Below are 12913 nucleotides of genomic sequence, written 5' to 3'. Positions count from 1 at the left end.
TCATTGGGCGCGCCCCGAATCGGACATTTCCGTAAAGTCGGGCGCGCTTGTGTGGGGCGGAAGGTGCTGCGGGCGGCGGTACAGGATCAGGTGACGTCGTCCCATGAGGCGCGGACGGCCGGCTGGGCCGGGGGCGCCGGGGTGGCCGCCGCGGCCGTGGCGCCGTTCGCAGCGGACGCGGCCGCCTGGGCGTCGCGCTTCACACCGTCCGCCACGCCTTTGACGTCGTCGTAGATGCCCTGCAGCGGCTTGCGGAGGGCGGCCTCGTCGGCCTCGCTGAGCAGGTGCTTGCGCAGGAAGGTCTTCGGGTGGAGGTCTTCCAGCTGGATGTCGGTGCCGAGTTCCTTGCTGAGGTCACCGGTCGCGTTGCGCGCCATCTGGCGGACATTGCGCAGCATGCGCATGCCGTCGCCGATGGCCTTCGGCAGTCGGTCGGGACCGAAGATGAACAGCCCGACCAGGATGATCAGGATGAACTCCCAGCCGCCGATGTTCTCCAAGCCCATTGTGCCGGCCCTCCCCTGCTCTCAGCCGCAAGACTACGCACCTACGGACCCGAACGGGGAGGCCCCGGCGGTCACTTGGCGTCTGCGACCAGCGTCACGGGCGCTTTTTCCCGAGTTGTACCCCGTAAGTACTGGATCTCCACGGTGTCCCCGGGCGCGTACTTGCGCACGAGCGCGGTGAGATCCCAGAACTCCTCGATCGGCTTGCCGTTGACCGCCAGGATCACGTCGCCGCTCTTCAGCCCGGCCGCGGCGGCCGGCCCGCCGGCCTCGACGGAGGCGAGGCGCGCGCCGCCGGCGGGGTTGCGGTACGACGGGTCGGGCTGGACGCCCATCACGGTGCGCCGGGCCTTGCCGGTGTTGATGATGTCGGTTGCGATGCGCTTGGCATGGTTGATCGGGATCGCGAACGCGAGGCCGACGTTGCCCGCCGTGGACTGGTCCTCGGACAGGGTGCCGATCACGGAGTTGATGCCGACCACGCGGCCGGCGGCGTCGAACAGCGGGCCGCCCGAGTTGCCCTGGTTGACCGCGGCGTCGGTCTGGATTGCCGCGTAATACCGCGCGGTGCCGCCCTCGCTGGTGCGGATGGGGCGGTCGAGGTAGCTGACCACGCCGTAGGTGACCGTGCTGGTCAGGCCGAGCGGCGCGCCGACCGCGACGACCGGGTCGCCGACCTGGACCTGGTCGGAGTCGCCGAACTCGACCGGCACGAGCTTGCCCTCGGGCAGCCCGGCCGTGTCGATCTTGAGCACGGCGACGTCGGACTCGTCGTCGCCGCCGACCACCTTCGCCGACACCACGGTCGCGTCGTTGAAGCGCACCGTCGCGTTGCCGGTGCCGCCCTCGACGACGTGGTTGTTGGTGATCACGTGGCCGTCGTTGGACACGACGAAGCCCGAGCCGAGCGACGTGCCGGAGCCGACCCGGATGCTGATCGTGACGACGCTGGGCAGGACCTTCTTGGCCAGCGCGGCGACCGAGTCCGGCGGGCGGCCGTTGAGTGGCGGGTCGCTGCCGAGCTCCGTGCCGCCGAGGCCGCCGCCCCCGCCGACGGCGAAGACGTAGCCGAGCGTGCCGCCGAGCGCGCCCGCCAGCAGGGCCGTGACGATCGACACGACCAGCACGAGGCCCAGGCCGAGGCGCGGCCCCGGGCCGGGCGCCGGCGGCTTCTCCAGCGGCGGGATCTCGTCCTGTGGCGTCTTCACCACGACGACCGGCGCATCGGGATCGCGCCACGGGTCGGCCAGCGCATCGGACCACCAGCTGTCCGGCGCGGGCTGCGGCTGCGCCTGCGGGCGGCCCTGCGTTGGCGTCGCCCAGCCACCGGGGCTGGGCGCTGCGCCGTGGCCCGGCTGCCGCCAGGCCGAACCGTCTGTCACGATCGGCTCCTCCGTCCGTTTCGCATCCAGCATTACACGCTCCGGCATCCCACACGCGGGGGCGAGGTCTCCTAGGCTTTGCCGGGAATCGAGTCACCTGGAGGTGCCCCATCACCGCGTCCGCGAGAAGCGCGCAGCAGTTCGCCGACTTCGTCGACGGATATGTGCTGGAGGACCCGGTGCTCACCGCTGCCCGGGAACAGGCCGGTGAGCTGGGCATCCACGCCGTCAGCCGGGGCTGCGGGGCGGCGCTGCGGGTGATCGCGGCGGTGAGCAACGCCAAGGCCGTCGTGGAGGTCGGCACCGGCACCGGGGTGAGCGGCGGGTGGCTTCTGCGCGGCATGCGGCGCGACGGCGTCCTCACCACGATCGACTACGAGGCGGAGCACCAGCGGATCGCGCGGCGCGTGTTCTCCGCCGCCGGCAACCCGCCGTCGCGCACCCGCATCATCACCGGCCGGGCGCTGGACGTGCTGCCGCGGCTCGCCGACCGGGCGTACGACCTGGTGTTCGTCGACCACGATCCGGCCGAGTACGGCCCCGTCGTGGCCGCCGCCGAGCGCCTGCTGCGGCCGGGCGGGACGCTGGTGCTGAACGAGGCGCTGGCCGGCGGCCGGGTGAGTGATCCCACGATCCGGGACACGGAGACGGTACTGCTGAGGGAGACGGTCAAGGGCCTGCGCGACAGCGACGCCTGGATTCCCGCTCTGCTGCCGATCGGTGACGGACTGTTGCTGGCGGCCCGCGCGGCTTAGAAAGTGTCGTACCCGGGTTCGAAACTGTCGCCATGACCGAACTCGGCACCACCACCCGCGTCGTCCTGTCCGCCACCGCCCCGTTCGACCTGGCCTGCTCGATGCGCGCGATGCGCACCTTCACGCCCAACCACAACGACCAGTTCCTCACCGGCGACGGCCGCGTCCGCAAGGCGTTCCTGCACCCGACCGACCCGTCCCGAGCCGTGGTCACGGAGGTGATGGCCCGCGACGACGGCGAGCCGGGCGTCGCCGTGACCGTCCACAGCGACGAGCCCCTGACCCCGGCCGAGACGACGGCCGTCGCCACCGCCGTCACCGACTGGCTGGGCCTCGACGACGAGCGCGCCGAGTTCCTGGCGATCGCCCGCAGCGACCCGGCGATGGCCCGCCTCCTGCCCGTCGCCGAGGGCCTGCACCAGGTCCGCTTCCCGACCCTGACCGAGGCCGCCACCTACTTCACGCTGACCCACCGCTCCACGGCCTGGTATGCGGCGGCCCGCAAACGCCGCCTGGTCGACGAGCACGGCCCGTGGGCCGTCGTGGAGGGCCGCGCATATGCGGCGTTCCCCACGGCTGCCGTGGTGACCGCCCTGGACGTGCACCACCTCCTGCCCTTCACGGGCAGCCAGTTCCGCACCGAGCGCCTGCTGACGGTGCTCTCCGGCCTCGCCGAGCTGGACGAGGCCGCCCTCCGCGCGGCGCCCTATGAGGAGGCTCGCGCGACCCTGCTCGCCGTCCGCGGCATCGGCACGTTCACCGCCCACGGCCTTCTCCTGCGCGCCCTGGGCCGCCCCGACGCCGTTCCCCTGGAGCGGGCCCAGTTCACGAAGACGACCCTGGCGCTCTACGGCGAGCCGACCCCGACCCCCACCGATCTCCGCCGCCGCTACGGTCCGTGGATCGGCTGGTGGGCATACACGGCCCGCACCGCCCTGGGCTGGCTGCCCACCCCGGACTCGTCCGACGCCCCGTCGCCGCCGCCCGTCCCGCTGGCCGCCGCGGCCGCCTGACGCTCGCCACCTCCCCGAGCCGGGCCCGGACGCGGCCCCGAGCGGCTAGAAGAGGCCGTCCAGGGGCTTGGTGTAGTTCAGGATCCGGCCCGGGTCGGCGTCCAGGACGTCCCGGAGCAGCGCGGCGTAGACCGAGCGGAAGTCGGTGGTGAACTTCAGGTCGCCGTTGTCCAGGTCGGCGAGGCTGGGCTGCTCGCCGAACAGGCCGCCCTTCACCGGGGAGCCCAGGACGAACATGTTGGACGCCGTGCCGTGGTCCGTCCCGTCGGAGCCGTTGGCAGCGACCCGGCGGCCGAACTCCGAGTAGACCGCCACCACCACCCGGCGGCCGGCCTCGGTCTTGGCCATGCGTTCGGCGAACGTGGTGAGGGCGCTGTCCAGGCGCTTCAGCAGGGCCTCCTGGGAGTTTCGCTCGTCGGCGTGCAGGTCGAAGCCGCCGAGCGAGACCGAGAACACCCGCGTGGCCACGCCGGCCTCCACGCACCTGGCCACCAGGGCCAGCTGCTCGGGGAGGTCGGCGCGGCCGCCGGTGCCGGTGCCGGTCGACGTCGAGGACTGGTCGTCGTCGGCGTCGGTGTCGGCGCTCTGGATCAGGGTGTCGACGGCGACCAGGTCCGCGAAGGCCCGGGCGGCGCGGGCCTGCAGCGGGGGCTCGCCCGGGGAGGACTGGCCGAGTGAGGTCAGGGTCGACATCGAGACGCCGTTGGGCAGGGCCAAGCCGGTCACCGGGATGGCGGCGCCGGCGGTGGTGGCACCGGCGAGCAGCGGAGGGAGGACGGGTTCGAACGAAACCGCGTGGCGGGGGTCGCCACCGACCGAGTCCAGCCAGCGGCCCAGCCAGCCGGTGTTGCCGGGGCGGTCGGGCTGCGCGGTCTGCCAGATGTCCATCGAGCGGAAGTGGCTGTGGTCGGGCTTCGGGTAGCCGACGCCGCGGACGACGGCGAGCTTGCCGGCGTCGTACATGCGCTTGAGGCCGACGAGCGCCGGGTTGAGGCCCAGCTCGTCGTTCAGGCGCAGGACCTCCTCCGGCGCGTAGGCCAACTCCTGGCGGGCGTCGCGGTAGCCGGGGGCGGCGAACGGGATCACGTTGGCCAGGCCGTCGTTGCCGCCGTAGAGCGTGACCAGGACCAGGGTGCCGGCGTCGCCGGGGCGGTCGTCCCAGGCCGCCGTCTCGAAGAGGTCGCGCAGCGTCCAGGCGGTGCCGGCGGCCAGGGCGGCGGCGCCGGTCACGCCGCTCGCGATGAGGAACCGGCGTCGCGTCACGGTGTCCACGGGAGGACCTCCATCGACAGGTCACGTACTCGGAACTGGAACGGCGGCGCGTCAGGGGTGCGCCTGGAGGGGGCCATCAGCAGACCGCGTACTCGGGGCTGGCCAGGCCCAGGGCCAGCAGCTTGCGCGGGTCGGCCGCCACGGCGGACAGGACGGTCGCCGTGCGGTCGGTGAAGCGGTCGACCACCAGCAGGCGGGCCAGCGCGACCACGCGCTGGGGCTGGGGCACCGACTTCAGGCGGTCGAGCACGGCCGGCGAGGCCTTCGCGGCCAGGGACTGGGCCACCTTGAGCCGGGCCTGCGTCGCCGACGTGGTCAGCCAGGCCGCGCCCGACGGCCAGCCGCCGACGCTCGGCGGACGCAGCGGCACCTGGCCCAGCTGGTTGAGGGAGTTGAGGTGCTGCTCGACGGGGCGGATGCCGAGCTGGCGCAGCGCGCCGACCAGCCACTCGACCGGCTGTTTGACCAGCTCGGTGTGGCCGTCGGCGAGCAGCAGCGTGCGCAGCATCGCGCCTGTGGTGGTCGCGGTTCGCGCCGCGTCCAGTGTGGCCGGCGGGATGTCGCCTTCGCCGCAGTACCGAAGCCAAAGCCGCCTGGCGATGAACGCGGCGCATGACGGCTGGCCCAGCAGGAGCGACGCGAAGCCGTCGGCGTCATAGTTCGACGTCGAGCCCAGGATGGTCTTCGGCTTGTCGTCGTGGCGCTTCGGGTTGAGCGTGGCCGTGCCGCGGGGCTGGTCGACGACCCAGCCGGTCAGGGCGCGGGCACCCTCCCGCACATCCCGCTCGGTGTAGTTGCCGACACCGAGCGTGAACAGCTCCATGAGCTCGCGGGCCAGGTTCTCGTTCGGGGCCTTGACCGTGTTCTTCTGCCCGTCGAGCCAGAGGATCAGGGCGGGGTCGCGGATCATCGCCCGGACCTGAGTGGCGAAGTCGCCGAGCCCGGTCCGGAAGAGTGTCTGCTGCTGGCCGAGCATGAGCGGGCCCGACTTCACCTTGTCGGCGGAGGTGGCCCAGTGCCCGTGCCAGAAGAACGTCAGCTTCTCGTGCAGCTGGTGCTCGGCCTGGGTCATGCGGTCGAGCCACCACACCGCGACGGTGCGGATCTGCTTGGCCCGGTCGCTGCGCTCGTTCGTGACCGGGCCGAGCTTGGGCAGCGGCGTGCGGGCCGCCCCGGCGTCGTCGCGCGACGGCACGAGCAGCCGGTCGACGACCTCAGCCGGGTCCAGCGAGGCGAACGCATCGACCTCGTCCGCGGTCGGCCCGAACGTCGCGCGGCGCAGCAGGTGGGCAACGCTCATGCCCACGACCGTAGAACCCAAGTGTTCGAGGGTTGTAAACCCCTGTTCAGGCTCCCTTGAAGACGGGCTTCTGCTTCGCGACGAACGCGGCCGTGGCGTCGCGGTGGTCGGCGGTGTGGCCGCAGGTGGACTGGGCCTCCGCCTCGATCCGCAGCGCGTCGGCCAGCGAGCCCGAGCCGCCGGCGGCCAGCTCGCGCTTGATCTGCCCGTACGCGACGGTGGGGCCGGCGGCGAGGCGGGCGGCCAGGGCCTGGGCGGCCGGCAGGACCTCGTCGTCGGTCTCGGCCAGCCGGGTCAGCATGCCCAGCCCGAAAGCGGTCTGCGCGTCGACCGGCTCGGCGAGCAGCAGCAGCTCGGTGGCCTTGGCGTGGCCGACCAGGCGGGGCAGGGTCCACGAGATGCCGGTGTCGCCGGCCAGGCCGACGTTGGCGAACGCCATCAGGAACGACGTCTTCGGGCCGCCGATGCGGAAGTCGGCGAGCAGGGCGAGCGACGCGCCGGCCCCGGCGGCCACGCCGCGCACGGCCGCGACGACGGGCTTGGGCATCCCGCCGAGCGCGAGCGTGATCGGGTTGTAGTGCTCGGACACCGTCGACAGCGAGGCGCCCGTGCCGGCCTCCAGCGAGGCGACGTGCTCGCGCAGGTCCTGCCCCGCGCAGAAGGCCTTCCCCGCGCCCGCGACGACCACTGCTCGTACTGCCGAATCCTCTGCGATCTCGCCCAGCGTGTCCCGCAGTGCGACCTTCAGCTCGTCATTCAGCGCGTTGTACGCGTCGGGGCGGTTGAGCGTCACCGTGGCGACGCCGTCGGCGCGCTCGACGAGCAGGGTGTCGGACATGGCGGTACCCCTTCTCACGAACTCAGGCAATGGTCAACGTACCGGTCGGCGGCCGGGCGGAGGCGGACGGCGTGCCGGTCGAAGAACGCGGCCGCCGTGGTGCCGGACCACCCGGGCGGCAGGAGGTCGGGCGGGAGCTGCGGGTCGCGGAACAGGAACGCGCGCCACGCATGGACGAGCGTGAACCGCACCGCGTAGGCCTGCTCGTCGGTGGCCCCCGGCCCGATCCCGGCGACCAGCGGGGTGAGCCGCTCGACGAACTCGTCGTAGGCCGCGGCGATCGCCTTCAGGTCCCACGCCCGCTCGACCAGCCGCAGCGCGCCGGTCGTGCCGCCGACGTGGGCGGCGCGGAAGCGGTCGTGCTGGACGCCGGCCTCGGCGAGCAGGGCGTCGACCCCCTCGCCCGGGCGGGGCGCGATCCAGGTCGACCCGTCGATCGAGCCGTACCCCAGGAACCCGAGATTCGCCACGAGTCTCGCCCGCGCGCCACGGTGCTGGGGCGGTTCGAGCATGATGAGATCGAAGTGCCCGTCCCATCCTCCGTCGCCCTTGCGGGTGCGGTAGATGCGGGCACCGGCCGCGTCGAGGCGTCGTGCCGCCTTCGGGGTGATGCCGTAGCCGGGGCCGGTCGGCAAGCGTAGAGGATGGAGCCAGCCCTGCCGGACCATCCGCGAGATCGCGGTGCGCACGGCGGGAGCGGCAATGCCGAGGGGAGCGAGCAGGCGCACGAGAGCCGCGACGGCGGCCCGCCCACCGCGCGGGCGCAGATGGTCGCCATAGAGATCAAAGAGGGCCGACCGGGCCTGCATGGCCGCTTATTGTGACAGTTGACCGGCATTTCCCGCCACAAGTTGTCACAAGGTTTGCGTCCCGGTTTGGGTCTTGGGGCCATCATCAGGGAAAATCATCGGTTGGTGCGTTCGTCACGGAGCCAACGGGTCTTGGTCGGGCCCCGTGAGCAGGCGCGCGGGCATGCGGGGACGGCTGTGCCACCTGGTGTCTGGGACATCAGGGAGCGAAGGGAGACAACATGGCGGCCATGAAGCCGCGGACAGGCGACGGTCCGCTGGAGGTCACCAAGGAGGGCCGCGGCATCGTCATGCGGGTCCCGCTGGAGGGTGGTGGGCGGCTCGTGGTTGAGATGACCAAGGACGAGGCCAACGAACTGAGCGAGGCGCTGAAGACCGCCACCGGCTGAGGCCATCCACCGCAGGTTTGCCGGAGTGACCCGAGCTGGTCGCTCCCTTCAGTGTGCTCGTCGAATGGAGGGTCAACGTGCTGGACATCAGGTTCTCCACTGCCCGCACCGCGTCGGCTGCGGCCGCTGTGGTCGTGCCGTCCGGTGAGCCCTCCGCGGCGGTCGAACTGCTCGGTGAGGCGACGCGCCTCCGGTTGAGCCCGGCCGACCTCGACGAGTGCGCGGCGTTCCTGGAGGACGTCGAGCACTCCGGGTCGGCCGGGTCTGTGCACAGCCTGCCCCGCCCGGGTCGCCAGCTGGCGCGGCTGCTCTTCGTCGGGATCGGCGACGGCGCGGAGGCCGGCTGGCGCGCGGCGGGCGCGGCCCTGGCCAAGTCGGCCCGTTCCGAGCCGGCGTTGATCCTGGTCGTACCGCACGAGCTCCCGCCGGCGGGACTGCGCGGCCTGGCGGAGGGCCTCTGGCTGGCCTCGTACCGCTTCGAGCTGTCGACCGCCGACGAGTACGAGCTGAAGCGCGTCACGCTCGTGCTGGAGGCGACCCCCGAGCACGCCGAGGCGCTGGAGCGGGCCCGCGCGGTCGCCGAGTCGACCCGGCTGGCCCGGGACCTCACCAACATGCCCCCCGACCGGAAGACCCCGGCCTGGTTCGCCAAGCGGATCGAGAAGGCCGCGACCGGCGTGCCGCAGCTCACGATCTCGGTCCGCGACGAGGCCGCCCTGACCGAGCAGGGCTTCAACGCGATCCTCGCGGTCGGCCGCGGCTCGACGCGCGGCCCGCGGCTGGTCGAGCTGTCATGGCGCCCGCGCGGGGCCCGGCGGCACATCGTGCTGGTCGGCAAGGGCATCACGTTCGACACCGGCGGCATCTGCATCAAGCCGCTGGCCGGCATGAAGCTGATGCGCAAGGACATGGGCGGCGCGGCCGCCGTGGTCGGCGCGACCCTGGCCGCGGCCGCGATGCGCCTGCCGGTGCGGGTCACCGCCCTGGCCCCGCTGGCGGAGAACGCGATCGGCGCCGACGCGATGCGCCCCGGCGACGTGATCCGCCACTACGGCGGGATCACCAGCGAGGTGCTGAACACCGACGCCGAGGGCCGGCTGGTGCTCGGCGACGCGATGGCCTACGCGGTGCGCCGCCTGCGCCCGGACGTGATCGTCGACCTGGCCACGCTGACCGGCGCGCAGGGCGTGGCGCTGGGCAAGCGGACGGCGGCGATGTACAGCCACAGCGACGCCCTCGCGGCCGAGTTCCGCGGCGCGGCCGAGGCGGCGGGCGAGTCGGTCTGGCGGATGCCGCTGAGCGACGACTACGCCGAGGCGCTCGACGGCGACCTGGCCGACCTGGTCAACTCGACGGACATCGGCGGCGGATCGCTGCTGGCCGCGCTCTACCTGCGCGAGTTCACCGGTGGCCTGCGCGACAGCTGGGTCCACTTCGACATGTCCTCGCCGGCCTGGGCCGACTCGGCCGACGGCGAGCTGACCAAGGGCGCGACCGGCTGGGGCGTGCGCACGCTGACCCGCTGGCTGGAGACGACGGCCGCCTGACCTGCACGCGCGCCGATCTTGGAGTTGTGGTCCCCGACAAACCAGGACATACGCGGAGTGTCCGAGCGCCGCAACGCCAAGAACGACGCAGAGAGCACGGCGCGGGTGCGGACACAGCGCGGCCCCGGGACCTGCCCGGGGCCGACGCCGGAAAGCGCTACAGGATGGTCCAGGTGTCGCCGCTGTTCAGCAGCGCGCCCAGTTCCTCCTCGGGGGTGGCCTTCACCTTCGCCTTGGCCGCCGTGAGCTGGTCGCGGACCAGGTCGTCGTAGGCCGGGCGGTCGACCTTGCGGAACACGCCGATCGGGGTGTTGCGCAGGTCCAGGCCGGGCAGGCGGGACAGGGCGAACGCGTACGCGGGCTCGGCCACCGTCTCGTCGTGCACCACGATCTCGTCGGGCGACACCTCCGCCGTCGGCACGACCGACAGGCCGAAGCCGCCGGGCGGGTGGGTCACCGCCCACTCGCCGTCCTTGCCGAACGTGATCGGCCGGCCGTGCTCGAGGCGGACGATGTAGTCGTCGCGGGTGCCCGGGTCCTTCAGCACGTCGAAGGCGCCGTCGTTGAAGATGTTGCAGTTCTGGTAGATCTCGACGAACGCCGAGCCGCGGTGCTCGGCCGCGGCGCGCAGCACCGACTGGAGGTGCTTGCGGTCGGAGTCGATCGTGCGGGCGACGAACGAGGCCTCGGCGCCGAGGGCGAGCGAGATCGGGTTGAAGGGCGAGTCGGCCGAGCCGGCCGGCGTCGACTTCGTGATCTTGCCGATCTCGGAGGTGGGCGAGTACTGCCCCTTGGTCAGGCCGTAGATCTTGTTGTTGAACAGCAGGATCTTCAGGTTGACGTTGCGCCGCAGGGCGTGGATCAGGTGGTTGCCGCCGATCGACAGGGCGTCGCCGTCGCCGGTGACGACCCAGACCGACAGGTCGGGGCGGGACACCGACAGGCCGCTCGCGATCGCCGGCGCGCGGCCGTGGATCGAGTGCATGCCGTAGGTGTTCATGTAATACGGGAACCGCGAGGAGCAGCCGATGCCGGACACGAACACGATCCGCTCACGCGGAATGTTGAGCTCCGGCATGAACGACTGGACCGCGGCCAGGATCGCGTAGTCCCCGCAGCCGGGGCACCAGCGGACCTCCTGGTCGGACTTGAAGTCCTTGGCCGTCAGCTTCAGCATCTCAGGCATTCTTGACCACTTCCTCGAACACGCCCTCCAGCTCGGCGGCGGTGAACGGCAGGCCGCGGACCTGGTTGTAGGCGATCGCGTCGACCAGGAACTTCGACCGGATGATGCCGGCGAGCTGGCCGAGGTTCATCTCCGGGATGACGACCTTGTCGTACGACTTCAGGACCTCGCCGAGGTTCTTCGGCATCGGCGAGAGGTGCCGCAGGTGCGCCTGCGCGATCGGCAGGCCCCGCTGGCGCAGGGCGCGGGCGGCGGCGCCGATCGGGCCGTAGGTCGAGCCCCAGCCGAGCACGAGCACGCGGGCGGTGCCGTCGGGGTCCTCGACCTCGACGTCCGGGACGTCGATGTGCTCGATGCGGGCCGCGCGGGTGCGCACCATGAAGTCGTGGTTGGCCGGGTCGTACGAGATGTCGCCGGTCTTGTCGGCCTTCTCCAGGCCGCCGATGCGGTGCTCCAGCCCGGGGGTGCCCGGGACGGCCCAGGGCCGGGCGAGCGTCTGGGGGTCGCGGAGGTACGGCAGGAAGGTCTTGCCGTCCTCGGCGTTCGGCGCCGTCGCGAACTCGACCTGCAGGTCGGGCAGGTCGGCGACCTCGGGCAGGCGCCAGGGCTCGGAGCCGTTGGCGATGTAGCCGTCGGAGAGCAGGATGACCGGCGTGCGGTAGGTCAGCGCGATCCGGGCCGCTTCGAGGGCGGTGTTGAAGCAGTCCGCGGGCGAGCGCGGCGCGAGGACCGCGACCGGCGCCTCGCCGTGCCGGCCGTAGATGGCCATGTTGAGGTCGGCCTGCTCGGTCTTGGTCGGCAGGCCGGTCGACGGTCCGGCCCGCTGCACGTCGATGATGAGCAGCGGCAGCTCCAGGGCGACCGCGAGGGAGATCGTCTCGCCCTTGAGGGCGACGCCCGGGCCCGAGGTGGTCGTCACGCCGAGCGCGCCGCCGTAGGAGGCGCCGAGGGCCACGCCGATGGCGGCGATCTCGTCCTCGGCCTGCACCGTGGTCACGCCGAACTTCTTGTGCTTCGACAGCTCGTGCAGGATGTCGGAGGCCGGGGTGATCGGGTACGCACCGAGGAAGACGGGCAGCTTCGCCCGTACACCCGCGGCGACGATCCCCAGGGCGAGCGCGGCGTTGCCGGTGATGTTGCGGTAGTTGCCCGCCGACATGCGGGCCGGCTTCACCTCGTAGCGCACCGCGAAGTGCTCGGTCGTCTCGCCGTAGTTCCAGCCGGCCTTGAAGGCGGCGATGTTGGAGGCGACGAGCTCCGGGCGGGCCGCGAACTTGCGCTCCAGGAAGGCGAGCGTGGACTCGTGGGGGCGGGAGTACATCCACGAGAGCAGCCCGAGCGCGAACATGTTCTTCGCCCGCTCGGCGTCCTTCTTGGAGATCTGGAACGACTCGAGCGCCTTGACCGTCATGGAGGTCAGCGCGACGGGGGCGACCGCCCAGCCGTCGAGCGAGCCGTCCTCCAGCGGGTTGGCCGCGTAGCCCACCTTGGCCAGGTTGCGGTTGGTGAACTCGTCCGTGTTGACGATGATCGAGGCGCCCTTGGGCAGGTCGGCGAGGTTGGCCTTCAGCGCCGCCGGGTTCATGGCCACCAGGACGTTCGGGGCGTCGCCCGGCGTCAGGATGTCGAAGTCGGCGAAGTGCACCTGGAAGCTCGACACGCCGGGGAGCGTGCCGGCGGGGGCACGGATCTCGGCGGGGAAGTTTGGCAGCGTCGAGATGTCATTACCGAGCTGGGCGGTCTCCGAGGTGAACCGGTCACCGGTGAGCTGCATGCCATCACCGGAATCGCCAGCGAACCTGATGACCACTCGATCCAGCTGGCGGACCTGCTTGGTCACGTGAGCTGACCTCCTGTTGAGCCGGCGGGGCGGGGTCGGGGCGACGACTTAGCGAAGCCTTACAACCAGAGGGTAC

General features: G+C 72.1%; 12 protein-coding genes. 4 read left to right on the top strand and 8 right to left on the bottom strand.

The window, feature by feature from the left end:
- Window positions 1-86: 86 nt before the first annotated feature.
- Window positions 87-506 (bottom strand): twin-arginine translocase TatA/TatE family subunit, encoded by a 420-nt coding sequence (locus ABZS66_RS08130; protein ID WP_354756298.1) that lies wholly within the window; start codon window positions 504-506, stop codon window positions 87-89.
- Between the two features lie 71 nt (window positions 507-577).
- Window positions 578-1888 carry a trypsin-like peptidase domain-containing protein gene (locus tag ABZS66_RS08125; protein ID WP_354756296.1) on the bottom strand — a complete coding sequence of 437 codons (1311 nt, stop codon included), beginning with the start codon at window positions 1886-1888 and terminating at the stop codon, window positions 578-580.
- A gap of 164 nt (window positions 1889-2052) precedes the next feature.
- Here ABZS66_RS08125 and ABZS66_RS08120 point away from each other — a divergent pair, with 164 nt between their 5' ends.
- Entirely contained in the window at window positions 2053-2643 is a 591-nt protein-coding gene (locus ABZS66_RS08120; protein WP_354756294.1) for a class I SAM-dependent methyltransferase, read from the top strand.
- Window positions 2644-2675: 32 nt separating this feature from the next.
- On the top strand, window positions 2676-3656 hold the full coding sequence (locus ABZS66_RS08115; protein WP_354756292.1) for a hypothetical protein: 981 nt from the start codon (window positions 2676-2678) through the stop codon (window positions 3654-3656).
- A 45-nt stretch (window positions 3657-3701) separates the two neighbouring features.
- On the opposite strand, the gene ABZS66_RS08110 is transcribed toward ABZS66_RS08115, so the two are convergent.
- From ABZS66_RS08110 to ABZS66_RS08095, 4 genes are all read right to left on the bottom strand, one after another.
- Window positions 3702-4928: a DUF1501 domain-containing protein gene (locus ABZS66_RS08110; RefSeq protein ID WP_354756290.1), complete on the bottom strand. Its 1227-nt coding sequence runs from the start codon at window positions 4926-4928 to the stop codon at window positions 3702-3704.
- A gap of 76 nt (window positions 4929-5004) precedes the next feature.
- Window positions 5005-6228, bottom strand: a complete 1224-nt coding sequence (locus tag ABZS66_RS08105) for a DUF1800 domain-containing protein (protein WP_354756288.1) — start codon at window positions 6226-6228, stop codon at window positions 5005-5007.
- Window positions 6229-6274: 46 nt separating this feature from the next.
- A complete protein-coding gene (locus ABZS66_RS08100; RefSeq protein ID WP_354756286.1) occupies window positions 6275-7066 on the bottom strand; it encodes an enoyl-CoA hydratase-related protein in 792 nt (263 codons plus the stop codon).
- A gap of 14 nt (window positions 7067-7080) precedes the next feature.
- Window positions 7081-7875 carry a PaaX family transcriptional regulator C-terminal domain-containing protein gene (locus ABZS66_RS08095; protein ID WP_354756284.1) on the bottom strand — a complete coding sequence of 265 codons (795 nt, stop codon included), beginning with the start codon at window positions 7873-7875 and terminating at the stop codon, window positions 7081-7083.
- A gap of 221 nt (window positions 7876-8096) precedes the next feature.
- On the opposite strand from ABZS66_RS08095, the gene ABZS66_RS08090 reads away from it, so the two are divergent.
- A complete protein-coding gene (locus ABZS66_RS08090) occupies window positions 8097-8264 on the top strand; it encodes a DUF3117 domain-containing protein (RefSeq protein WP_081971220.1) in 168 nt (55 codons plus the stop codon).
- Window positions 8265-8341: 77 nt separating this feature from the next.
- On the top strand, window positions 8342-9811 hold the full coding sequence (locus ABZS66_RS08085; protein WP_354756281.1) for a leucyl aminopeptidase: 1470 nt from the start codon (window positions 8342-8344) through the stop codon (window positions 9809-9811).
- Between the two features lie 157 nt (window positions 9812-9968).
- Here the strand turns inward: ABZS66_RS08085 and ABZS66_RS08080 are convergent, their stop codons facing one another.
- On the bottom strand, window positions 9969-10997 hold the full coding sequence (locus ABZS66_RS08080; RefSeq protein WP_354756279.1) for a 2-oxoacid:ferredoxin oxidoreductase subunit beta: 1029 nt from the start codon (window positions 10995-10997) through the stop codon (window positions 9969-9971).
- Window positions 10990-12837, bottom strand: coding sequence for a 2-oxoacid:acceptor oxidoreductase subunit alpha (locus ABZS66_RS08075; protein ID WP_354756277.1), 1848 nt, complete (start codon window positions 12835-12837; stop codon window positions 10990-10992). The genes ABZS66_RS08080 and ABZS66_RS08075 overlap by 8 nt, the downstream gene beginning before the upstream one ends.
- Between the last annotated feature and the right edge of the window lie 76 nt (window positions 12838-12913).

It is taken from the genome of Dactylosporangium sp. NPDC005572, assembly GCF_040605515.1.
Classification (GTDB): Bacteria; Actinomycetota; Actinomycetes; order Mycobacteriales; family Micromonosporaceae; genus Dactylosporangium.
The sequence above is the reverse complement of the archived record's forward strand: the minus strand, read 5'-3'. Positions and strand labels throughout refer to the sequence as shown.